Below are 22035 nucleotides of genomic sequence, written 5' to 3'. Positions count from 1 at the left end.
TGTTTTTTTTATTTGATTTATTGCTAAATAATCCTCTACAAAGATGATTTTGTTAATAGAGGATAACAAAAAGGCATATATTCTATAAAACTTCTTTTTATTGACTTTAGTCGATAAAATAAATAAAATTAAATAAGGGAGTTGATGTCGTGAATAAAACTGCAAAAAGGTGTCTATTAGGGATTCTAAGCATAGGTGTGTTAGCCATTTCTGTAGGTTGTGGGAATAATGAAGAAGAACAAAAATCACAAAATACAAAATTAACACAAGAGCAATTGCAAAAAGTTTTAGATTCTCAAAATAAGAAAAAAGATAAAACAGAAGAAAATAAAGATGATAATAGCAAAGAAAAAGAAAAGCCAAAGCTTGAAAAAGATAAATTCATAAATGAAGTGAATCTAATGATGGGGGGAGAATACATCAAGAAAATTGATGTGGCTGATGCCCATGCTACCTTAACTTACTATGATTCTTATCAGGCTGTTGTCTCGGAAAACTCTTCAATGAAAGATTTAAAAGAAGAAACATATAAAGAATATTGGAGTACAGGAGATAAGATTGATAAATTGTTTGTAATTGAAACAACGAGACTCTTTAAAAAGAATCCTGCGTTAGAAAACTTAGAAGTTATCCTTCCATTTGAAGGGAAAACATATGAGGCTTCTATCAATAAAAAAGAATTAGAAAAAGTTCTGAAAGTAAAAATGGATACTTTGAATGAAAGTACAAATTGGAAAGAATTTACGGATAAATATGCCTATGGATTAGATAATGTAGAGAGACAAAAGGTATTCAAGCACTTTGTTACGATTGAATAGGTGTATGTAGAGAGTGAAAGGAGGTGGAATATATGATACAGATGCATCAACCAAGAATGAGAATTCCTCATTTCACAGTCCATTAGGTGGACCAAATAATGGTCCCTAAGAAAGGGATGTGATATATATGAGTAGAAGTTATAAAAAAGTACCATGTGTAAAAGATAATCAAAAAGCAGAAAGAAAATTTGCCAATCGAAAGGTTAGAAAGTTTAAAGGTGAGCTTGCAAACGGAAGTGCATATAAAAAACTATATGACCAATATGACATTTGTGATTGGAAAGTTACCTATTATTACAATACATATGTTAAAGATAAAGAAGCAGAAGAAAAATCATTATTAAACTGTGGGCAAAAATGGTCTTATTGTGATGATTATTCATATAAAGATTGGTACAAACGATACAAAAGAAAATAAAGGAGCTAATACATGAAAACAATTCAAGAAATACAGGACGAAATGCAATCTTGTTTCTTAACTATTAGAAACTATAAAAATGCGTTCAATAATAAAAAAATTCCTGAAGATGTCCTGAAATCTGTTGTCTTGGAAAATGAATCAATGATACTATCGCTTAATTCAGCTTTGGAGATGACAGCAGAGCAGGAGATAAGAGATAAGATTAAAGATTTGGATACCAACGAGAATGCTATACGGGATTCTTATAAGCAAGGGGAAATAGATAGACAAGTCTTTCGTTCGGAATTGTTGCAAAATAGCTCGCAAATTTCAGCTTTGAAATGGGTATTAGGAGAAAATGATAGATTTGATTAAAAGAACAGTAAGAAATTACTGTTCTTTTTTATTATGTATAAATACAGATGCAATAAAACCAATTGTGGAGCTTATAAAAACAGTTGTAGATAATACACTTACTCCTATAATAAACCAACCATCAAAAAGGAATGCAGACACATAAAAGGTTAAGCAGGACATAGCAATAAGAATTGTAGGTAGCACAAACTTTAGACCTGGCTTTTCAGGATATTTTTGTTCGATAAAAGCAGAGAAAGAAATAACCAATATAAATACAATAAGACCAAGAAGAATTATCTCGAAAAATCCATCCATACTATCAACTCCATTCTATACAGTTATACTTATTATATGGGGAATCAATGAAAGATAGATTGTTGTTTTTAATTATATTACTATATAAAAGAGAAAAAACACCTTTTGAGATGCTTTTCAGTGCTAACTTGTAAGGAATAGTATAATCCAAGGTATAAATATGATAGATGCAATAAACACTCCTATATGTGCGAATAAACTACCTATATTTTTTGTATTTGAACGTAGTAAGTAAATAAAATAAATAAGAGAGAGAACAGGGAATGCTAATACGAATAAACTAAACATGGATTTATTCTCTGCAAAAGGAATTGCAAGAGCAAAAATTCCTGATATCCCCACGCCTCCACCTAAAATTAAAGTTAGTAAAAAATGAATAAACTTGTTTTTATTATTCATTTTTTTATTTAAGATTCTGCATGGCATATAACTGCTCTTGTGATAGAATCATCGTTCCAATACATTCGTTATCTTTAAAGGAGAAAGAATGGATAACGCCATCTGCAAACACTTTAGAAAGTACCTCTGTACCATCATGTACACCCACACTTTCATATCCTGCTTTCTTTAAATTCTCATACATTTGTTTTCCGTCAATTGCTTCGTTCATTCATGACACAACCTTTCGTTTTTTCTTTTTTAGTTCTTCATTTTCTATTGCAAGTTATTTAATAATCTTCTAATACTTTTCCTTCAGTAATTTCAAGACTCTATGTATCTCATCATTTGTTAAGGCTTTTATATTAGGAGCATATCCTAAAGCTTCATTCATAACGAAATATTTTTCAGGAAGTGTAAAATCACGTTCTTTGAATTGTTTTTGAACTTCACGTCTTAGGTCATTTGTATTTTGAAAGAACTCTACCAGTAACATGTTGTATCCTCCTTTTATTTATAAGCGGTTGCTAAACGTCTTTTTATCCATGTGCTTATATTGTTTTTGGTCGTTGAATCCATTTCTCTTCTTTCAACATAAATACATAGTGTTTTAACGTCATATTTTCGGTTTTCAAGCTCTTTTAAAACATTCTTGAAGTAATCATTACCGATAAAGTCAAATGCAATGAGAGAGCCATCTGACTTGTTGGGATAGCGTATCATCCACTCTTTTGTTTGGTAGTTCCAGTAAACTGCCAGAACATTTTCCTTTCTAAAATGACTTGTTCGTTTTCTCGGATGGGATTCAGAAAATTCGTTTGTATGAACTCGGAACAAAAAAGTAGAGAGGTCATAATTTCTATTTAATAATTCCTGTAATAAAGAAAGGAAGAAACGTCTTTCAAGTAGTTGAGAATGTAAATAAGAACCACTTCCTGACCTTGGAAAATAAATCATCCAATCATTTTCTTTTTCTGACCATTTGAAACCTAATGTAGTCTTCGGGTTAAGAGAGTAGTTCATCGCACTTTTACTCCAAACTCTTCTTCAATTCGTCTTTCCATAATCTGAACTTCTTCACCTTCCGTCATATCATATGCCCATCCTGAAAATAATCTTTTTAAAATCTCTTCTTTTGAGGAGAGGGCATTTTGGAAAGCTTTATTGCTTTTCTCCTTCATTTCTTTCAAGTGTGTTTCTGCTTCTATTTTGTCAAAGAAGTAGATTTTTCCAATATAATCCGTATCAAACCCGATGCTAAAATACTTCTCTTCCTCAGATAAGCATTTTAAGTTCCATTCTATAGAGTTATTCAGTGACTTCCTTACTTTACAGGGTTCAACTTTTTCACCTCTGAATGAAGGAATAATTGCGTAAATAATCATGCCTTCTTTTATCTGATATTCTTTTGTCATTTCATTCACTCCACTCTTTTTCGTTTCGGAACTTTCTATTTAATGTACTTGTAGAAAGGGTACTAAGGATGTCTATTAATGTAGAGCATAAATCATCTGCATATGGGGAGTCTTCATGCTTTAATGTCTCTTGAATAGCCCAAGCGTCATAATCTAAATAAGAGATATCCTCTTTGGGAATAGGTAGTTTTGATTTGATAGTCTCTAAATGAGCAATCCCTTTATTTAACATCCACTCCGTACATAGTTCTGCTGAACGAGGCATCTCTAATTTTTTCACCTGTTCAAAGAAGTTCGTTATATTTGTAGATGTATGAATGTTGTAATACTTCATGAGTGCTGATTTATATAAGCGTAAAAGATTATTGAATGAAACATCGCCTGGATGTAATAAGTTAGATGATGTTGAGATGTTGAACCAATCCCTAATATCATCATCTTTTACTTCTATATTCTCTTTAATATTTATCCATATCACTGCACCGAGAGGGTGAGAGTAAGGAATCGGTTTTGGAAAGATAACCGGATTTCTAAAGACCCATGCGTGAGTTTTTTTATAAGGTGGTTCTGTATCTCCAGTCACAGGGATTTTATGGTGTTCATGAGTGCTATTAAAGGCTTCTTTCGTTAAAGGAATACAATCTACTAAATCGACAGTTCCAAATACCATACCTGAACCACTTTGAATCAACGCAATTGTTCCTCTGATTTTTGCATTTCTGCTTCGAATTTCCCAATCTTTTTGACCGCTTAATATAAGATTTATCCAATGTTTCTTAATTACAATGCCTTTCATAACCTTCTTTCACCGTCCTTTTGTTGATAATATTATAGTAACAATTTAATTAACTATAGTCAATGAAAAAAGCAACACCTATTAGGTATTGCTTTCATTCTGTTATGCTATTTTTTTAACGCTTTGATGAAATTCAAAGTATTCTTCAGGTTTTAACTGATGTGGAGAATCTAATAAAGTAGCACTTCGATAAAAACCGTTAGTTAATAAGTAATACATTACTCTATTATCTACTTTCTCATTTTCATATCTATTTAAATAATATTGAAGTGAAGAGTGATTTTCCTTTTGCTTCGTTGGATGCTTTAATTGTTCTTGAATTGCGTCACATAATTCTTTATTTCCCCAAAATGCATCCTCTTGTGCGAATAACAGATGAGCATAAGACGCTCCTTGTAAATATGGGTTACGCTCTAATGCTACTTTGAAATAATTCTCAATGATTTGCATCAGATTTTTATATCTTGGGATACCAAAAACCTGCTTGAATAGATTTTGAGCACAGATAAAATTATCTCCTTCGATTTTATCAGCTTTTTCTTCAATCAGAACACCATTCATATAGTGTCTAAAATAGCCTGTATCCGTTACGCTATGGAAATGGAAGACGATGAAATCCTGCAAAGGAATTCTTTCTGATAATTCCTTTGCTAATGTCTCATCAGCAAATGGTGTAATTTCGTGATTCAAAATACTTCCGTAATTGATAACCTTGAAATTATATTTTTCATCTACAGGTAGCGTGACTAAGCACTGACTTCCGTAGTTAACTTTTAATTCGTTGTCCTTTAAAATTTCTAATGTTTTTTCTGCTAATACTTTGTTTGAAATAGAACCATGAACCATGATTCCGTAAAATTGTCTACTCATATATTCATCCTCCTTCATTTTATGATGCGGTTGCTAATGGTTTATATTGATGATTCAGTTTTAGCACACAAGGGAATAATTTATCTATTTGCATAAACTGATTAACAGGAAGTCGATGAAGCTCTAATTGAGATGTAAAGATTACTCGTATGCCTTTCTCATTTAATCGTTCTACAAACTTTATAAATGAGGGGAAAGGTACTTCATTTAGTAGTTGCATTCCTTCATCAATCATTACCGTTTTTATTCCACTTTGAATTATAGTTTCAAAACTACTTACAAATTCCATGAATGAATGTTTGACTTCATCTAATGATTTTGAAAATGGATTAATTTCAACGATTTGAAATAAAGAACCATCAATATCATCATTTATTTTGGTAGAAGAAATCGTTCTACCATTAAATGTTGTAACAGGTGTTTTAAATTCATTTATATTAGGTGTTAGTAGTAGGGTGTTTTCGCTTTTCGTTAATAAATCCATAAGTGATTCATTTAAGAAAAAAGTCTTTCCCACTGCGATACCACCTGTAACCAGTAAGTTTTGATTTAAGATATGTACTCTGAACACAAGAAAAACCTCCGATGTGTATTTATAAGTTATATTATAAATAAATTATTAACTATAGTCAATAAAATTAAAGGAGGTTTGCTCGTGTGTATTAAATTGTAAGATTTCTATAATCCAATGTTAATTGGAAATAATTGTTAGGTGATAGATAGGTGGGAGCATCTTTTAATGTTGCGTCACCCTCGAATCCATGCGTAAACAGATACATTTTTTCTAACGCTATATTTTTATTTGACTCCATTATGTAACGTTGATAATAAGGTCGAACGATAGAAGGCGGGAAACTGTGGGAACCTTTCAATGTACCTAATTCTTCATCCGTTACATTAGGATTTTGAATCAACGCTTGTACTTGTTCATACAATGCTCTACGCATCGGTCTTTTTTCGGATACAGAAGAGAAATGCAGGTGAGCATAAGAGATAAGAGAATAGGGATTTCTCTCATGCAGAAAAGAAAAATAAGAATCAATTGATGATAGGATAGATTCAGAAGCAGGGAAGTGTAAGGTATCAGTTAATAACTGTCGTCCTATTTCTAATTTATCGAGTTCTGGACTTTCAATTTTTTGCACAAGGCATCCATTTCTAAAATGCGAGATTAACCCTTGGGCAGTTCCGTCGCAATAATTGGCAATGATAAAATCCTCATTTCTAATTACGTTTGATAATTTCAGTGCGAATTCCCTGGGTGTAAAAACAGGAGATTCATAATTTCCAATAGAATCTAATGAGATTTTTTTGAAATAAAAATCAGGTGAGGGTGGGGCTACCATTAAAACATGGCTGTCCATTATTATCTTTGGTTCATCCTTAAGTATTTGATGCGTTGATTGAATTAAGTCTTCATTTTTAATTGTTTTTGGTAGTAATAATACTTCAAAACGCCAACCCATTTCTATTCATCCTTTCTAATTACTGCTTGGTTTCATTTTCTTCCTCTATTTTGCGAATGATAGAGGAGATACTAATGTATGTATCTTGTGTTATTTGATGAAACTCTTTGATTAACTGTTTTGCTCTTTGATAGCAAGAAGGGCAAATATAAACAAATGTACCTCGATTAGAAGGGATTACACCCCATCCTGCATCTATTAGTTCTTTATTTAGAGAGTTTTTATTTGCCTTTATACTATGCTGTCCACATGTACAAGTTACTTTATGCATCATTCAATCTCATCCTCTAAGAATTGGTCTATAGATATATAAGGCTTTTCAAGAAGTTGATGCATGGCTACAGCATGTTCTTTTGCTTTAGTCCAACACGTAGGGCATAAATGAATGCACTCTGCATCAAAAGTAAATATAGTTTGAAATCCTGTATGTAAGAAGATATCTCCAATAGATGCAATACCTCTGTCTATCGTTTTCTTCTCTCCGCATTTACATGTAATGGTTCTCATTATTAATTACTTCCTTTCTTTACATTTCTTTATTTTCTGAACTGGTTACAACTGTTAAGCAATCAGATGGAGTAGGGGAGCTCAACCACACCTCGTCACCTGCATATTCAAAAGTTACGCCAAGATTCTTGGCCATAATGGTATCTACTTTTAATAAAACGGGAAACTGATTGCGTTTCGCAGATTTATTTGCAAAAAAGGTTGTTTCTGATAAGTGAACATTTACTCGTTTCATTGGCAGTAATCCCAAATTTTGAATAGAGTCCAAATGTTCCATACCAGTACCATGATAAAGAATATCTGGCAACACTCGATTTTGCTCTTCATCACTTTTTACCGAAATACTATGACCGTATCGAGCTTTTATTTTTGTTCCTGTAGAGTCGAGTTTGTAACGTTGCTTTTCGTCTGTTTTAACAACCTCTAAAATCATCTCAACAGTCACAATATTAGCCCATTTTTCATTCGAAGAAATGGCATTTAATAGTTCATGAATTGGTGCATAACCATATTCATCTAAAGAAACATGGAATTGAGAAGGGGAATGACGAAGGATTTTACAAAGAAATCCACCGAGTTTATTTGCTTTTGTTTTTGATAAACGAGCCATGTGTAAAATACAATCCTTTCTTTAGTGGGATTTTTTATTTGGTACAAAGAATATTAATAAGGGCATAGCAATAAAACAGACAAAAACATTCATTGCCAGTGCATAATATAAAAATCCTTTATGAAACAAAAAAGATTCAAGTTCTTTATCATTTATTAACAAAAGAAAAAGGGAGCTGAATAGTACAGCTAATGTTGTCTGTAATAAAGTAAGATATGTATTTTTACTGCAAAAGTATAACTTTATTAATTGAATTCTATAATTTATAGGAGTCACGTCCTTTATCAGTGTTAATCGTATATAGCTATTGTAAAACGTAAATAAACTATTGTAAATAAAATATATAAAATAAGTAAAAAATATATTACTTAAATAGACAATCATTATTGTTTTTTGAGATTATATAAAATAAAAAACACCGTATTACAGTACGGTGTTTTTGTAAGAAGTATATAAGTTTATACTCCTATCTCCATATCGGATGTTTACCAATTAATCAACATTATATTATACTGCAAAGAGAAAAACAAATGTTAGTTAACCTTGATTTTTCCGTTCTTCTTTAAGAAACGTAGTAATTTTCTTTCTTTTCTTTCAAGAGCCTGTTTTTCGGAGTTATTCATATCAAAATTATAGTTAAATTGAGAACCTGAAATTGTTTTGTTAATTCCTGTTAACGTTGCTTCAACTATGTAATTATGGCAATTTGGACATTCTTCTTTAACTGAGATTAACACACTACTATAATTAGAAGATTTCTCTACTAATGTAGACCCACAAACCATGCATACATTTTGTTTTATTTGTTTTTTCTTAATTCTCTTGTTCATCTGCTAAAACATCCTTTCAATGTATACAAGCTGAACAATGTATACACTTTCTTTTTTCAGCATATCGAGAAGAGACTTTTTCGTCAACTAATTTATTGTTTAGAGGTATTAGATTATGAGATTTTTTCTAAGTTTTTCATATGTAAAGTAGAACCATTTTTGCTTTTGAATTGCCCGTTGCCTACATAACTTTCAATGACATGTGTTTTACCACTTATTTTGTTAAGAACTGAATCCCCTTTGAAAAACGGATATTTATCAGAATTATCTTCTTTAGGTTCAAAAGTTTCTAAAATACGGATGGCGAATTCAATTTTTTTGCTATTTAATTCGTTTTTAGGAATTAATAAATTTTGAATAATTTCCGTACTTGTAGGATTTTCCCGTGCTTGTTTCTTGTAATTCTCGATATCTTCTTTTATACACTCCAAGTGTTTATTAAGTATCATAAGAGGTGCATCTAATGTACCCATTCTATTCACTTCCTTATTGTTTTTAATAAATTTACAAAAAGGCATTCGGATGAACTGGAATGCCTTCTTTTTAGTTATTGAGTTATTCTTTTAATCAGTTCAGGGATAGGAGGGAGCAATACAGGTAGTTTTTCTTTAAACTCCTGCCAATTGTTCACTCGCGTAATATCCGCTGATACCTCTTGGTTCCATGGTTGATTCATACATACAGTAACACGCCCTAATGAATGAAACTCTTCTAAATTATGAGGAGCATCATCAAATAGTAATGAACCTGTTACTAAATATTTTGAAGAAGTAAAAACAATGTTCTTTTGCTGAACAAAGGGCAAGTATTTCTCCACCCATTTTCTTTTATCGTCAGCAGGGTTAGAAGTTTTGCAATACTTGTGGCAGTGTGCCTCCCCATTAGCATGTCCTCTTGGGCTTGCTGAGACTAATACGATTTCATAGGTATCAGATAGCTCTTGTAATACGTCAACAGCTCCAGGCAAGGGTTTAGGATAGTGTAAGTATAATCCTGGATGTTTTAACAAGTCATAGATTTGTGCCCCGCAATAATCTTTCGTATAATGCTGAACATCCCAACTTAACAATTGTTCTTTTTTTAAATTATCTTGATAATGATTGTTGTAAATAGATAACCATTCATCTACAAAATTAGCAATCGTATCATCCATATCGAATAATAAGATTTCTTTTCCTTCATTTGTAAAAAATCGTTCTTTACCCTTATAAAATACTCTTTTAATCATGCTTTTTTCCTTTCTCGTATCCATACAATATCTATTATAAAATCAAAGAATTTCAAACATTACTTCGAATAAAACGTCTTCTTCAAAAACAAGTTCATCTGAGAAGTTCCCCATGCCTAACTGGAACAAATTAGTTTCTCTATTATAAGAAATATGTAATGGTTCCGTAGGACGTGGAGTGTCAAATGAATCAGATTTAACATCGACACTTACATCGTTACAAGTTACTTTTGCAAGAAGTAACATTCGTTGGAATAGAGCTAATTGAATGGAAATCTTTCGTTCTGAATAACCTTCTGGTTCACAGCTATTTTCGCTACGAAATACAAGTCTAATATCTTCATCACCTAAGTATTGAATGACTTTTACTGTGTCATAGAAATCATATATATGTTTGCTTTTATTCTCTAAAGTTACGGTTATTTTTTGAGTCAACTCTTATCCCTCGCAATCTTTTATTATACGTTTTATTATATGTTCAGTTTTAACTATAGTCAATATTATGTTATATTTAAGTAAATAATAATTTATGGTGGTGTAAACAGTGGAAGAGCTAATTTACCTAAAAGGAGAAAACAAGACAGAAATAACAGCAATGCATATTGCACAAGAATTAATTAACAAGAGTAAGCCAAATACTAATGAATCTATCACACATCTAAAATTGCAAAAATTGCTGTACTATGCACAAGGATGGAATTTAGGGATTCATGGAGAGCCGATGTTTACAGATGATATTCACGCATGGGTACATGGACCAGTTGTTCCAACCATTTATAACCGCTTTAAGCGATATGAGTATTTTGAAATCGGGAAGATTAATTGTTTCTGGGATGAAAAAACAAATAAACCCTTTGTAGACCATGAATTTAAACGAATTTATTGTTCTAAAGAGTTATGGTGTCACATCATAAAGTCTGAAATCATGAATAAGTCGCAGAAAAGATTGTTTCATTTTCGGGGGAAGGATATAGAAGAAGAGATGAGCGAAGAAGTTAAAAGGGAATTGAAAAAATATCAGGATTATAATTTTTATCCAGAAGGAAGAGAAATAATATGATTAAACCACTGTTATATAAAGGTCTAACAAAGGAAGGGAAATGGGTGCGAGGTAACTTAGTATACACAACCGATTGCGAGAAAGAGCATCAAGCTATTATTATTCCTACTGAAAATAATGGTATGTATACACAAGAAAATACTTCATATCCTGTTTCAAAGAGTGATTGAGAATACCTAAGAAAGATAGGAAAGGACAAGTTTGAAACGAATGATTTAGGGTTTGAAAAATGGTATCCAGTTGATATTAATACTGTAAAAGTTATTAATAAGATAGAAAACGAAAATAACGCTGACCTACTCATGAAGAACGACAAAATAAAAGTTACGAAAGAAATTGCTGATGCATTATATGAACTATTAAATATGTGCAGAAATGATATAGTTTGTGCAGTAAATGAATATTTTGATATGCGTTTTGAATGGGAGGAGCAAGGTGATGGACTTAAAGTTCTTACTGAATTAGGGACAGATAATTTTATAAAAGCGATGTACTTCGGTTATGAAGTTAAAAATGAAGAGCAGAAAACGGAGTTGAATAGAAGTTGCTTGTAAAGAAATTTAGTACAGTAACCAGTATCCTTAAACGAAAAAATCACTTTCTCAATTATAGGAAAGTGATTTTCAAGGAGAATATGTTATACTTCTTGTAATGTGATTATTAGCCTAATACTCTGGCAATTCAAAGTGATATCGGTGCGCTTGATATACTTATGCGTAGAATTAGACTATTTATCCATTATAATCATAAAAATAACTTATAACAATATTTAATTTTTATATATTTATAATAAAATTTATAAATTTGTTGAAAGCTTACAACAACCACAATCGTACAAATAATAGTTGTAAAAAACAAGGAGCTAATTAGGCTCCTTGTTTTTGTTTTGCAACTAAATCTACTGCGTAATAGGGTCTCAATATATCTTCAATTGTAAATTCTTCATTTTTATCTCTATTGAAAAACAGTTCGAATGGTGTTTCAGATGGTCTTTCTAAACGTAATTCAAATGTATATGGTGCTGTCATGATACTTACGGCACAATCACTGCCGATATAGCTACCGTTATCTGTTTGGATATGCTTTACAAATATTGATATAGTCAGTAATAACTGACTGTTATGTAAGTATGCATCTAAACATTGATATAACTGTTCATGAACGGAATGACCATTGTCTTGATATTTTGCTTCTGTAATTAAATCAAAGTTATCTTCATAAAAATGAATGAGTCGAGGTAGCCTATCTCCTAAGTACATTTCCTTCCATAATAAATTTGATTGCAATAGAAGGGGCTTGTGATTTGCATGACGATTTCGGATTGATTTTATATGTGAGCCATAACCAGTCCCTAAATTATCAAAATCAAAATCAATTAAATCTTCTTCACCAAAAACACGCAATTCATCGTTTTGCAACTCGTATATATCAAAGAATAAACCTGCGTAAAAAGCGAGTTGAGATAAATCAAGTTCCTTTCCAACAACTGCTTCAATAAACATCAAAATATGTTCTAATTTTTCTCCAGTCATTTTTGTAGCAAAGACCTTTTTCATTTTAGGTTCAGTTTGATGAATTGTAAATATTTTAAACTTATTTCCATATAATCTTTTTCCATTCACTGTTTTCATTACAGGGTTTAGTCCTCTGTAGTAGGAGTATATAGCATGAAGGTTTTCTCTGATGCATCTTGCATTATTATCATCTTCTTGTTGAAAATAATTACTTGCTTGTATGTACCGTTGCAAAACTTGCTTATAGGATTCCTCAGAAAAGGAATCTAATGATATATCAATCCCTTTTAATATCGTTTCTTTTGCTATTTCATGAACAGAGAAGAAAGATTTATCTCCTAATTGATTGTATTTCATATTGAATTCTTTAATTAATTCAAGCATTTCTTTATCCATTATCATCACCTCAATTTTAGTTTTTATATGTTATTGGTAAAGATAAGTGAATATTCCTCATGCATTTGTCTATCGCATATGTATAAATCAAAGGAGGTGTTCTTTCAACTTATACAAAAAAGAGCCCTTGGTACTATCATTTAGGCTCTTTCATCTGGTCTTTTATAGTTGCTACAAATAAAAAAATTATTAAAATACAGGCACTGGAGAAATAGGTGATGTCAAAATATAGATTTTCTCTACAGATTCTCATAGAAGAGCAGAGAACTAAAATGAAATAGATAAAAAACAGAAGTTTAATAGAAGAGGGGAAGTCCTTGATTTTTTGTAAATCTATTTTGTCTTTCATTTTTATAGATTCCCTAACCGATAATAGTTTCCATCACGCTTTGCCCTTAAATCCCATACTTTAGAATAGGCTTCCTTGAACGTTAAACCTTTTTCTAATTGTACAACTTTTCCTGATTTGTCTTGCATGAGAATCCCATCTTTTTTTGGTTCTGTCATGTTATTCATCCTCTCTGATATATATAATCTATTAAAATTATAAACATAATTATTTACTATAGTCAATTAATAAACTTTATCAAGTAAGGTGTTTTTGATATTAATAATTGTTTCAAAGATGCGTTTTCTAATAAAAAAGACCTTTTCTATGAATATAGAAAGGGTTTTTAACAAAAATTCATGCCGTTATTTGGCTGGAAGAAGAGTATATGACGGCATATTCTTTTTTCGTGTAAAGATATTCATATCGAGCGTTGGTAACTGCACCGATTAAGGAAAGGGTATTGCCACCTTTGTATTTTTCCTTGCTCTTGATATTAGACGTTTTCGGTAGTACTGTTCCTTCTATATGGACAGTTGTATATCCATTATCTTTCCTTACAATAACGTGTACACCATCCCAATTCGAAAGCTCTGAATGCATTTTGTAAACGGAAGCATGTTCTGATTTACTGAGTAAATGAATCAAATCAACCATTTTTATTCTCCTTTTTTTCAGAATCCTTATTTTTATATACAAAGAAAAATGCAAGAATGCAAAGCCACCATAGGAATATAGCAACTGCATAACTCTTTACAGCATCTTTGAAGTTAGAAGCTCCAAGCATAAGATTGATACCTGATTTTTCTTTCATAGTTCTTGCAAAAATCATAGATAGTAAAAATAAAAACCCTGCCAATAAATATAATTTCCCGATAAACACCCACATAAGTACCCATCTCCTTTCTTAATTAAATCCATCCACCTCGATGGGACATACAAATAAATGCAAATAAAAGTAACCACCATAAGAAAATAGAGAGTGCATAACATTTCATTGCATCTATGTAGTTATTTTCTCCGATTTTGAAATCTGGTTTTTCTTTATCACGTATTGCTTTTGTAAATATCATTCCAAATGTAAAAAGAATCCCTACTGAAACATATATGATGAAAATCTGGATAAATAGTTCCATGCCATTCACCTACTTTCTTATCTTGTTTAAATCCAACCACCACGACTCTGTGCAATAATGGCACAAGCAATGGCGATAGGCCATGCAAAAATGGAAATGCAATAGACTTGTATAATATCCACGAGCTTTGTTTCGCCAAATGTAAAATCTGGTTTTTCTCTATGACTAATGGAATTAAGGATAATACCTACTAATGGAGTTAGACATCCAATTAATAGATAAGTTTTTGCAATGAAAAAGAATGTATCCATATACATCACCTACTTTCTATTCTTCGTTTAGCTTTTTCATAAATCATGTCAAATCTCATTTTCGCCAGTCTTCTCTGTGCAATAGGGATATTAATATTATTTATTATATGTAGATTACGTTCTAATGATTTTATTTCTTCAATTGATACGTAAACCTTATTTGTCATATCTATCCTCTACACTTTCAGGTACTCGTTTAATATCCATATAAAACGTTCCTAAGAGTGGGTCTTTCGAAACAATATAGACTCTTGTTCCCGCATATGTCACGTTTTTAATAGATTCATTATCTCTCAATAAATCGGATATTTCTTCTGCTAAATAAGACCGATGATAAAGAGAGTTAATAGATAAGAACTCGCTTTTTGTAATTCGAGAATCTTCACGGTGATTAATTTTTTTAAATAAAATAGAATCATCCTCATACGAAATATTTAATACCTCTGCCCATTGTTTAGGAGTCAAGATAATAGGGGAAGAGGGTATATCTGTCCCTGAATTTGTGACATTCACTTTCTTTTTACCTAAAATAGATTTTAAAAATCGAAACATCAGAACCAACGCCTTTCCATTAAATACAAAACCCCTCCGAAACATAAACCTATATACTTAAATATTTTTTCTTAAATTGAATTTATTCAAATAAAACATAAAGAAACTATTTACATAAAAACAATATAAATAGAAAACGGTTTTTGTTATTTCTGGATAAATTAATATCCTTATAAATAGATTACTATTTTTCATTGACTATTGTCAATTTAATTTAGGTCATAGAAATAAAAAAGTCCTTCACTTAAAAAGGTGAAAGACTCATTGAATAATTTATGGTAAATGATATTCAGTAAGAAAAGACTCTTTTTCTAAAGAGTCTTTTCTTACGAACTTGTGGTAGATTGTATTTTCGTAGCCCAGAAGTTTTTAATACGCTTTTATGAACACTTTCATACAAATTATAACATTTTTAATGAGCGACATTCAACAATATTTCCTTTATATATAAAGTGCCTTTATTCTGAAATTATTTCTTTTTCGTATTGAAATTTGATGATTGCATTTCTTTCAAAAATGCAGGTAAAATACAACTCCATATGATATGCTCCTATTCAAGGATTTCAGTATATAATGCTTCAACTTTTTCAAGATGTTCTTTATCCATAATACGACCAGTCTTATTAAGGCGAATAAAGTATTCTAATTTCTGTTTTTCTGTTAGTTCGTTTTGACTTTCGGCTAATGAAATGGAGTAGCTCGCAAAATGATTCTGGTCCCGTTGTGTTAATTGGCTAAAGTACTTTCCTCTGTAAGTGAATCTATCTTCAAAAAACTCTTGTAATGCAGATAGACGTTGTTTTCCATCTAACACTTCATACATATCGCCTTCGTATCCTTTAAAAACAAGAACGAATTTACCAATTTCAATGTGATTAAAAATGCTATCAATTAAAGATTCTTTGTCTTCTTGAGACCATACATAATCTCTTTGATAAAAAGGTGATGTATCAATACCTAAATGGTATAACTTGTGAAGAAGAGAATTGACAGTTACTTGAAAAAAATCCAAACGAACATTATCTTCTTTAACAAAATTCGTTGCAGATTCATCAGGAATAGCTCTTACCTTCATCCACTCAAACCAAGAGATTCTCTCTGTATATTTATGTTCTCCTCCAACTCTAAAACTTTTCTGATAAGAAATTTCATAAAAACGACCATCATCGTAAACAGCTTCTACTTTTGCATTTCTTAAATGACTAACATTTACGGTATCTCCAATTTTATGTTGATAAGTAGGAGTGGGAGTGAATGCCCGACCTGTTCTAAGCTTATGTAGCTCTATTTCTCTTATTTCTTCAATTGTTAATGGTTTGCTTTCTTCTGTTTTTCGAGTTTTGCTTGGCATGTTTATCACTCTTTTCTTTACTAATTAACTAAGTAGTATCCTTAGTGCAAATACCTCCAAAACTTTTTCTGGGGTATCTGGGTTGCAAGGAACAAAAACTTTATATTTCTCATTTTTAAAAATAATATTTACATATTTTCCGTACATGTTATCTCCTTGTATCTATCTGTAAAATCTAAGGTGATTATCAACGATAGTTCTGTTTGTCACTTTATATTTATGATATAATCATTAAAAACTATAGTCAATAATTTTATATATAATAGTAAAAAATAAATTACTAAAATAAGTAGATAGAATGGAGAGGTATTCATTATGAATGAAAATCAAACAAAAGCAAAAGAGTATATTAAGAAGCTATCAAAAGGATTAGTAAAATCTTTTTGCTATACGATATTGGTGAAAAGATTCAATCTATCCACGCAAGAAGCCACTGAAGTATGTGAGGAGCTTGTATCTGAGGGATTATTAGTTCAGAAGAATGATATTTTATGCTATGAATGTTATCGAGTAATGGACTCGTATGTAGAAGGTGAAAAATCAAAGATTTCATTTCCCTATGATTGTGATTTATGTGGATTTGAACATGAAGAAATAGAGGATGCTTTAGAAAAATCGGATTCTTATCAGTTTGTCAAAAAGGGGGCTTGAGGGATGAAAGAGTTTGCATTTGATAAAGAAAAAGCAATTGCATTAGCTGAACAATTAGGTCTTACAGTTAAGTTGAATTCGGATACGCCTGGTATTTACTGTAATGGTAAAGAAGTGGATGTAAAAGAGATATTCCCTGAATTAAAGAAATTAGAAGAAGATAAGTGTCTAATTTTATCAGAAGATGAAGCGGTAAAACATCAATCAGAATGGGAATACCCTGTTCTAATTCGCATTGCAGATAAAGATGGGGATTTACCTCCACTGGATAATCAGAAGCAATACAAAGGAATATTAGAACTATATTTCTATGATTTACGAGTAACAGAAGATGAATGGAGAAATAGAGGATTAGAAAAGTATCCTATTTTTACGGACCTACAAGCATTTCAGCTATTTTCATTTATTGAGAACCATAAGAAAGCAGATTCTTTTGTTATTCATTGTGGAGCGGGAGTGAGTCGAAGTCCTGCAATTGCAATTGGAGTAGCAAGATATTTAGGGGATACGGATTTGGCAAAAAGGATTATGGACAACAATAGATATTCTCCTAATCAACATGTATTAAATGTGGTTAATAAAAAAATGGATGAAACCATGTTGTGAAGATAACTTCAGAAAGAAGTTTTATTTAAGGTAGTTTATAAAACGTTTAAGAGGTGCTGAATATGACAACAAGCAAAAATAAAAACAGATTAAAAGAAATTGGAGAGGAATTTTTTCCGATTAGTAGTAAATTGCATGTACCTATTTTTGTGAGCCAACAAAACAAAATAATTATACGAGATAAAACAGGTGTATATATAAATCAATTTCTTCCGTTTCCTACAAACTTACTGGTTGGTTCTGGCAAGGAGTGTACTTTAAACTGTATAGGTAAATCTTCAGATTATGAATGTGTACTTAATTGAAGAAATTAATAAACAAACAAACAAACAAACAATTCTCTTTCTGTTGATTATGATATAATAATGTAAAATTTAACAATTCAGGAGGTCTATATGAATAAAGATGAGAATGTAGAGTTAAGTAAGATTATAGAGAAATATCAATATGAGAAAAGCATTCGTAAACATGCAGAGAAATATTTTGATTATTATCAAAGAAGCAATATTCACAGTAAAATTAAGACCAATGATGATGTGTTATTGGAGAAAAAAGGGATTGAAAATAGACTACAAAGTTATAAAGAAGTATATCCACTTGTTGCACAAGACATCGCTGATATGGAACGGTCATTAGCATTATATGAAATTGCAATAGGGAAGGTAATTCAATGTCCTTCGAAATTCTCTTTTACTGGACAAGAATTATTAGAATTAATTTCGAATATATCAGTATATGAAAAAGAAATTGCAGGTTTTCGCATGAAACGTGCTTATCATGATTAACAACAGATTAGAAGAGACCTACTCAGGTCTCTTTTTATTTTCTATAAATTAATGGTTTCAGTGCAAAAATCGTTTATTCCAGGACATTTTATTTATGCTTAGAGTAACTACATGGGTTGTTAGAGCAGAAAAAAGTTATAACATTCCTCTTCTATTTATATTATTAACTAAAGTCAATAATTAAGAAGGGGGAATTAACATGAAAAATAATAGTTTATTTGTTGGAACTGATAAGGAGAAGAAAAAGAAAGTCTTTTTAAAAGAATCGAGTAGAGGACTTAACACCTTGATTGTAGGCAGTGTAGGTACTGGAATATCAGGGATGTTTCACATACCAATGATAAAACAAGATATAGAACAAAAGAATCATGGTGTCACAGTCTTTGATAACCAAGGGGATGTAGCAAATGTTGCTTATACATTAGCGAAAAGTAATCGAAGAAACGTGATTTATTTTAGTCCCTACCTTAAAAATGTGAAATTTAACCCATTAAGGGGAGAAGAAGAATTTGTTATTAATCTAATGAAAAAAATAGTGAAATGGGAAGGGAGAGATACCCCTAAATTTTTCTTAGACACACATGAACGTATATTAGAAGCATCTATCAAAATTCTAAACAAAATTTTTGATAATCATATTACATTGCAAGAATTAAGTGATTTTGTTAACAATACAAATAGAAAAGGAAAAGAATTATTTGATTTATATTGCTCATTAGAGGATGCTGATAGTCGTACTGTATTGTATATTGGAAAATATTTTGAAGAAGGCAGTAAATCATTTGAGCATAATAGTGGATTGAGAATGATGTTGTCTCGCTTAACATCAAACGCTAAAGTTTCTCACATTTTTAATACGAAGGAAAAAGGTGAGTTTGAGGAAATTGATTTTGTTAAACACATCAAAAACAAAGAAGTTGTTATCTTTAATTTGGAAGGGTATTCATTAGATAAGGATATTGCGAGAATGCTCCCACAATTAATATCTGGTGTATATAAACAAGCATGTATTTGTAACAAACGAAATAATGGAAAAAATAACAATAATTTGTACGTTAAAGATTTAAATGCTTGGATGAATGGCTTTGAGGATTTCTTTTCAATTAATTATGCAATGGATGTTTCAATTATTGCCGATATCCAAAGTCTGTCATTACTAAAAATGAATGTTTCTGATTATGAGAATTACTTAATTGCTAATTTTAAAAATTTCATTTTAATGCCAGGTCTAAATCCTCAGGATATAAATGTATTCAAAGAATATTTTGTAATGGGTAATGAAATTCCTAAACTATATTTGTTAGAGCATGGTGAATTCTTCTTTTATCATTTCAATGATGAAGTTCCAGGGTTTGTAGAAAAAAGATTTTGTAAAGGAAGCCTTTTATCAAAGGAAGACCATGTTTTTATTGATAAACGTTGGAAACGATACAAGAGGGAATTTGAGAAATTAGAAAAAGGAATTGCTCTATAAATGAGTAATTCCTTTTGGTTTCTCCCTCTTTAGCTTTGAATAACTCTTTGAAATTTATCAATACTACCATCACTACACCAATCTAAATTAGCACTTTTGGAAGTCGCCAATTTGAAGCATCTTTTTTTCCAATTGTAATCGAATTTGAAGGCAAATCCAACACAGTTACCATCTGTAACAACTTCCCCTTCTTTTATATCAGTTGTCAGCCTATACATCCCTGTTATTATTGCACGATTAATACTATCTTTTTGTTCTCTTGTATAAGAATTATATGTATCCCACATAGTTACATACTCTGTATCATGCATTTTACGTTTAGATGGTGTTTCGCAGTCCATATAGTATTTTACGGTAAGCTCGCCTTCTGGAAATTTATCTCTGTTTATTTTATGTAGTACCCACACAACAACTTTCTCATGTTCTGGTAAAATTACTGGTACATTCAATTCTTTTTTCATTTTATTCACTCCTTCATTGTATAAACCTCTTATCCTATGCTTCTTCTTTTAAAGTGTACTTAGATAAATCAATATCTACTTTATTTCCATTTTCATCTTCAACCCATTCGCCTCTATAATAACAATTTTTCATATTTTCAATGATTTCATCAATAGAATCAAATTGCATAGATTTTTTGTAAGTACCCTCATCTCCCCATTTTGGTGTATTAATCCAACATAATGAGTAAGAATTTTTCATAATAAACACTCCTTGTAATTATATTTTTTAAAATACCAGATATGTAAACTCTTTTTATTATAGACTGTTCATCAATTTATATAAATATTATTTAAAAGAGAGGTTTTTGACGATTAAAAAAAACACACCACTTTAAACTATTCTAAGAATCAGATTTTCCTGATGTGCTATGTTCGCCATCAATTCCAAATAGTTTTTCTAAAATATTTTCCTCAAGATAATCCAAATCTTCCATAAAAATCCCTCCTAATATGATTTGTAAAAGTATATAAAATTAGAGAGCATAAGGGCTCTCTAATCGGAATGTTTTATTTCAGGAACAACGGCCACTTCAACATCAATTTCAAAAATTACATAATTTCCTCCATCTGCTCCACGAATCACTTCTCCTAAGACAAACGGACGATTTTCAGTAGGGAATGAATATTGACGAATATAGTTGTTACCCTCTTGTTTGTATACTGCTACTGTTCTTTCTGTGACCATATCGAATCACCTCTTTCTTTTTTATTAGTAAAAATAGTTTCTATTTCTTATACGCATTTCGTAATCGTTTTACGCTATATTTTTATTCGTTTTATTAATCTAATGTTATCTTTGCCATATCAGAAATTTGAATTACATAGGGTAGGGATTGAATCATTTCTTTGTCTTTTTGATTATCAATATCTACTCGCCATAAATATAAAGACTTGGTGTATTGAATTTTGTTAAAGAACCATCCTTGCTCATTTAAAAACGAAATAAATTGATTCTCTTGTTGTAAATCAATTTCAACTTTCAAACTAATTTCTGCTCGGGAAGGGTCATTCACTTTTCGCCATCTTACAACCTTTTTTTGATTGTCAGAGTGTGCCCATTTAACCGATAATTCCTGTTGAATAGAAAGGATAGACGTTTCTAACTCACGCATGTTTTTAGATGTGATTTTTTCGTCATGGAAGTTACCGCATCCATCAAAAAATCTAATTTTTGTTTGCATTCTATTTTTCACTCCTAAATAAACGCATTACACACTCAAAATAATGAGCTATGATTACGCTATTTTTGACCGTTAATCGAATTTGAACTTTCATTTTTTATGGATTTAGTTTATCATTATTCATATACTATAGTCAACGAAAAAAGAGGTGTTTCCGATTGGTTAACCTGAGCGGAATAAGCAAGTTGAAATTCATTTTTAACTTCTATATGAAAGACAAGGGCATCGGATTATCAATCATATTTGGAGCCGTTATA

Annotated in this window: 40 protein-coding genes; 11 read left to right on the top strand and 29 right to left on the bottom strand. The window is 31.0% G+C overall.

The annotated features are described in order from the left end of the window. The first annotated feature begins 149 nt into the window (after positions 1-149). From MR160_RS23905 to MR160_RS23895, 3 genes are all read left to right on the top strand, one after another. The gene (locus MR160_RS23905) at positions 150-818 is read left to right on the top strand and encodes a hypothetical protein (protein ID WP_242298178.1); all 669 of its coding nucleotides are present in this window, start codon (positions 150-152) and stop codon (positions 816-818) included. A 127-nt stretch (positions 819-945) separates the two neighbouring features. Then, positions 946-1236, top strand: a complete 291-nt coding sequence (locus tag MR160_RS23900) for a hypothetical protein (protein WP_242298176.1) — start codon at positions 946-948, stop codon at positions 1234-1236. 12 nt (positions 1237-1248) lie between these two features. After that, positions 1249-1593, top strand: coding sequence for a hypothetical protein (locus MR160_RS23895; RefSeq protein WP_242298174.1), 345 nt, complete (start codon positions 1249-1251; stop codon positions 1591-1593). Positions 1594-1608: 15 nt separating this feature from the next. Here MR160_RS23895 and MR160_RS23890 read toward each other — a convergent pair whose 3' ends face one another. From MR160_RS23890 to MR160_RS23810, 17 genes are all read right to left on the bottom strand, one after another. Next, positions 1609-1890, bottom strand: a complete 282-nt coding sequence (locus MR160_RS23890) for a YesK family protein (RefSeq protein ID WP_242298172.1) — start codon at positions 1888-1890, stop codon at positions 1609-1611. 123 nt (positions 1891-2013) lie between these two features. After that, on the bottom strand, positions 2014-2316 hold the full coding sequence (locus MR160_RS23885) for a hypothetical protein (protein ID WP_098297331.1): 303 nt from the start codon (positions 2314-2316) through the stop codon (positions 2014-2016). Further along, positions 2294-2500 carry a hypothetical protein gene (locus tag MR160_RS23880; protein ID WP_061662259.1) on the bottom strand — a complete coding sequence of 69 codons (207 nt, stop codon included), beginning with the start codon at positions 2498-2500 and terminating at the stop codon, positions 2294-2296. The genes MR160_RS23885 and MR160_RS23880 overlap by 23 nt, the downstream gene beginning before the upstream one ends. A 69-nt stretch (positions 2501-2569) precedes the next feature. Beyond that, the gene (locus MR160_RS23875) at positions 2570-2764 is read right to left on the bottom strand and encodes a hypothetical protein (protein WP_242298170.1); all 195 of its coding nucleotides are present in this window, start codon (positions 2762-2764) and stop codon (positions 2570-2572) included. 14 nt (positions 2765-2778) lie between these two features. Beyond that, positions 2779-3291 carry a hypothetical protein gene (locus MR160_RS23870; RefSeq protein WP_242298168.1) on the bottom strand — a complete coding sequence of 171 codons (513 nt, stop codon included), beginning with the start codon at positions 3289-3291 and terminating at the stop codon, positions 2779-2781. After that, positions 3288-3683 carry a hypothetical protein gene (locus MR160_RS23865; protein ID WP_242298166.1) on the bottom strand — a complete coding sequence of 132 codons (396 nt, stop codon included), beginning with the start codon at positions 3681-3683 and terminating at the stop codon, positions 3288-3290. Before MR160_RS23865 ends, MR160_RS23870 begins: the two co-directional genes overlap by 4 nt. Position 3684: 1 nt before the next feature. Then, on the bottom strand, positions 3685-4479 hold the full coding sequence (locus MR160_RS23860; protein WP_242298164.1) for an ASCH domain-containing protein: 795 nt from the start codon (positions 4477-4479) through the stop codon (positions 3685-3687). 102 nt (positions 4480-4581) lie between these two features. Next, positions 4582-5349: a hypothetical protein gene (locus MR160_RS23855; RefSeq protein ID WP_242298162.1), complete on the bottom strand. Its 768-nt coding sequence runs from the start codon at positions 5347-5349 to the stop codon at positions 4582-4584. 19 nt (positions 5350-5368) lie between these two features. Then, entirely contained in the window at positions 5369-5920 is a 552-nt protein-coding gene (locus MR160_RS23850) for a hypothetical protein (protein ID WP_098297338.1), read from the bottom strand. A gap of 91 nt (positions 5921-6011) precedes the next feature. Then, positions 6012-6815: a hypothetical protein gene (locus MR160_RS23845; RefSeq protein ID WP_242298160.1), complete on the bottom strand. Its 804-nt coding sequence runs from the start codon at positions 6813-6815 to the stop codon at positions 6012-6014. Between the two features lie 19 nt (positions 6816-6834). Continuing rightward, positions 6835-7089, bottom strand: a complete 255-nt coding sequence (locus tag MR160_RS23840) for a hypothetical protein (RefSeq protein ID WP_242298158.1) — start codon at positions 7087-7089, stop codon at positions 6835-6837. Further along, positions 7086-7322, bottom strand: a complete 237-nt coding sequence (locus MR160_RS23835; protein WP_061662268.1) for a hypothetical protein — start codon at positions 7320-7322, stop codon at positions 7086-7088. The genes MR160_RS23840 and MR160_RS23835 overlap by 4 nt, the downstream gene beginning before the upstream one ends. A 19-nt stretch (positions 7323-7341) precedes the next feature. Then, positions 7342-7932 carry an RNA 2'-phosphotransferase gene (locus MR160_RS23830; RefSeq protein WP_242298156.1) on the bottom strand — a complete coding sequence of 197 codons (591 nt, stop codon included), beginning with the start codon at positions 7930-7932 and terminating at the stop codon, positions 7342-7344. Positions 7933-8465: 533 nt separating this feature from the next. After that, on the bottom strand, positions 8466-8762 hold the full coding sequence (locus MR160_RS23825; RefSeq protein WP_061662270.1) for a hypothetical protein: 297 nt from the start codon (positions 8760-8762) through the stop codon (positions 8466-8468). Positions 8763-8875: 113 nt separating this feature from the next. Beyond that, the gene (locus MR160_RS23820; RefSeq protein WP_242298154.1) at positions 8876-9235 is read right to left on the bottom strand and encodes a hypothetical protein; all 360 of its coding nucleotides are present in this window, start codon (positions 9233-9235) and stop codon (positions 8876-8878) included. A 74-nt stretch (positions 9236-9309) separates the two neighbouring features. Beyond that, on the bottom strand, positions 9310-9990 hold the full coding sequence (locus tag MR160_RS23815; RefSeq protein ID WP_242298153.1) for a 5' nucleotidase, NT5C type: 681 nt from the start codon (positions 9988-9990) through the stop codon (positions 9310-9312). A 42-nt stretch (positions 9991-10032) separates the two neighbouring features. Beyond that, positions 10033-10425 (bottom strand): hypothetical protein, encoded by a 393-nt coding sequence (locus tag MR160_RS23810; protein WP_098297344.1) that lies wholly within the window; start codon positions 10423-10425, stop codon positions 10033-10035. Positions 10426-10534: 109 nt separating this feature from the next. Between MR160_RS23810 and MR160_RS23805 the strand changes: the two genes are divergently transcribed. From MR160_RS23805 to MR160_RS23795, 3 genes are all read left to right on the top strand, one after another. Continuing rightward, positions 10535-11050: a Panacea domain-containing protein gene (locus MR160_RS23805; RefSeq protein WP_242298150.1), complete on the top strand. Its 516-nt coding sequence runs from the start codon at positions 10535-10537 to the stop codon at positions 11048-11050. Continuing rightward, entirely contained in the window at positions 11047-11220 is a 174-nt protein-coding gene (locus MR160_RS23800) for a hypothetical protein (protein ID WP_242298149.1), read from the top strand. Before MR160_RS23805 ends, MR160_RS23800 begins: the two co-directional genes overlap by 4 nt. Positions 11221-11352: 132 nt before the next feature. After that, on the top strand, positions 11353-11604 hold the full coding sequence (locus MR160_RS23795; RefSeq protein WP_242298148.1) for a hypothetical protein: 252 nt from the start codon (positions 11353-11355) through the stop codon (positions 11602-11604). 312 nt (positions 11605-11916) lie between these two features. Here MR160_RS23795 and MR160_RS23790 read toward each other — a convergent pair whose 3' ends face one another. The 8 genes from MR160_RS23790 to MR160_RS23755 form a co-directional block, all read right to left on the bottom strand. Further along, the gene (locus MR160_RS23790) at positions 11917-12960 is read right to left on the bottom strand and encodes a hypothetical protein (RefSeq protein ID WP_242298147.1); all 1044 of its coding nucleotides are present in this window, start codon (positions 12958-12960) and stop codon (positions 11917-11919) included. A gap of 351 nt (positions 12961-13311) precedes the next feature. Beyond that, on the bottom strand, positions 13312-13467 hold the full coding sequence (locus MR160_RS23785) for a hypothetical protein (protein WP_176520687.1): 156 nt from the start codon (positions 13465-13467) through the stop codon (positions 13312-13314). Between the two features lie 178 nt (positions 13468-13645). After that, positions 13646-13945 (bottom strand): hypothetical protein, encoded by a 300-nt coding sequence (locus MR160_RS23780; RefSeq protein WP_242298146.1) that lies wholly within the window; start codon positions 13943-13945, stop codon positions 13646-13648. Beyond that, positions 13938-14177: a hypothetical protein gene (locus MR160_RS23775; protein WP_242298145.1), complete on the bottom strand. Its 240-nt coding sequence runs from the start codon at positions 14175-14177 to the stop codon at positions 13938-13940. Before MR160_RS23775 ends, MR160_RS23780 begins: the two co-directional genes overlap by 8 nt. 22 nt (positions 14178-14199) lie before the next feature. After that, positions 14200-14424 (bottom strand): hypothetical protein, encoded by a 225-nt coding sequence (locus MR160_RS23770; protein WP_242298144.1) that lies wholly within the window; start codon positions 14422-14424, stop codon positions 14200-14202. A gap of 26 nt (positions 14425-14450) precedes the next feature. After that, positions 14451-14681, bottom strand: coding sequence for a hypothetical protein (locus MR160_RS23765; RefSeq protein ID WP_061662278.1), 231 nt, complete (start codon positions 14679-14681; stop codon positions 14451-14453). Between the two features lie 150 nt (positions 14682-14831). Continuing rightward, positions 14832-15227: an SAM domain-containing protein gene (locus tag MR160_RS23760; RefSeq protein ID WP_242298143.1), complete on the bottom strand. Its 396-nt coding sequence runs from the start codon at positions 15225-15227 to the stop codon at positions 14832-14834. A 550-nt stretch (positions 15228-15777) separates the two neighbouring features. Then, positions 15778-16578, bottom strand: coding sequence for a DUF262 domain-containing protein (locus MR160_RS23755; RefSeq protein WP_242298142.1), 801 nt, complete (start codon positions 16576-16578; stop codon positions 15778-15780). A 315-nt stretch (positions 16579-16893) separates the two neighbouring features. Here MR160_RS23755 and MR160_RS23750 point away from each other — a divergent pair, with 315 nt between their 5' ends. From MR160_RS23750 to MR160_RS23730, 5 genes are all read left to right on the top strand, one after another. Continuing rightward, entirely contained in the window at positions 16894-17229 is a 336-nt protein-coding gene (locus MR160_RS23750; RefSeq protein ID WP_001004992.1) for a hypothetical protein, read from the top strand. A gap of 3 nt (positions 17230-17232) precedes the next feature. Next, positions 17233-17835 carry a protein-tyrosine phosphatase family protein gene (locus tag MR160_RS23745; protein ID WP_000657179.1) on the top strand — a complete coding sequence of 201 codons (603 nt, stop codon included), beginning with the start codon at positions 17233-17235 and terminating at the stop codon, positions 17833-17835. A gap of 62 nt (positions 17836-17897) precedes the next feature. Next, positions 17898-18140 (top strand): hypothetical protein, encoded by a 243-nt coding sequence (locus tag MR160_RS23740; protein ID WP_000213570.1) that lies wholly within the window; start codon positions 17898-17900, stop codon positions 18138-18140. A gap of 90 nt (positions 18141-18230) precedes the next feature. Beyond that, positions 18231-18620 (top strand): hypothetical protein, encoded by a 390-nt coding sequence (locus MR160_RS23735; protein WP_086877817.1) that lies wholly within the window; start codon positions 18231-18233, stop codon positions 18618-18620. A gap of 199 nt (positions 18621-18819) precedes the next feature. After that, positions 18820-20094 (top strand): type IV secretory system conjugative DNA transfer family protein, encoded by a 1275-nt coding sequence (locus MR160_RS23730; protein WP_242298140.1) that lies wholly within the window; start codon positions 18820-18822, stop codon positions 20092-20094. Between the two features lie 29 nt (positions 20095-20123). On the opposite strand, the gene MR160_RS23725 is transcribed toward MR160_RS23730, so the two are convergent. The 4 genes from MR160_RS23725 to MR160_RS23710 all read right to left on the bottom strand — a co-directional run bounded on the left by MR160_RS23725 (position 20124) and on the right by MR160_RS23710 (position 21778). After that, positions 20124-20555, bottom strand: a complete 432-nt coding sequence (locus MR160_RS23725) for a hypothetical protein (RefSeq protein WP_242298137.1) — start codon at positions 20553-20555, stop codon at positions 20124-20126. 34 nt (positions 20556-20589) lie between these two features. Then, positions 20590-20796, bottom strand: a complete 207-nt coding sequence (locus tag MR160_RS23720) for a hypothetical protein (protein WP_086877823.1) — start codon at positions 20794-20796, stop codon at positions 20590-20592. A 294-nt stretch (positions 20797-21090) separates the two neighbouring features. After that, the gene (locus tag MR160_RS23715) at positions 21091-21282 is read right to left on the bottom strand and encodes a hypothetical protein (RefSeq protein ID WP_242298135.1); all 192 of its coding nucleotides are present in this window, start codon (positions 21280-21282) and stop codon (positions 21091-21093) included. A gap of 94 nt (positions 21283-21376) precedes the next feature. Beyond that, positions 21377-21778, bottom strand: coding sequence for a hypothetical protein (locus tag MR160_RS23710; protein ID WP_242298134.1), 402 nt, complete (start codon positions 21776-21778; stop codon positions 21377-21379). Positions 21779-22035: the final 257 nt, after the last annotated feature.

The organism is Bacillus cereus group sp. BfR-BA-01382, from assembly GCF_022663475.1.
In the GTDB taxonomy this organism is placed as follows: domain Bacteria; phylum Bacillota; class Bacilli; order Bacillales; family Bacillaceae_G; genus Bacillus_A; species Bacillus_A thuringiensis_S.
This window is presented reverse-complemented; position numbering and strand designations above follow the sequence as displayed.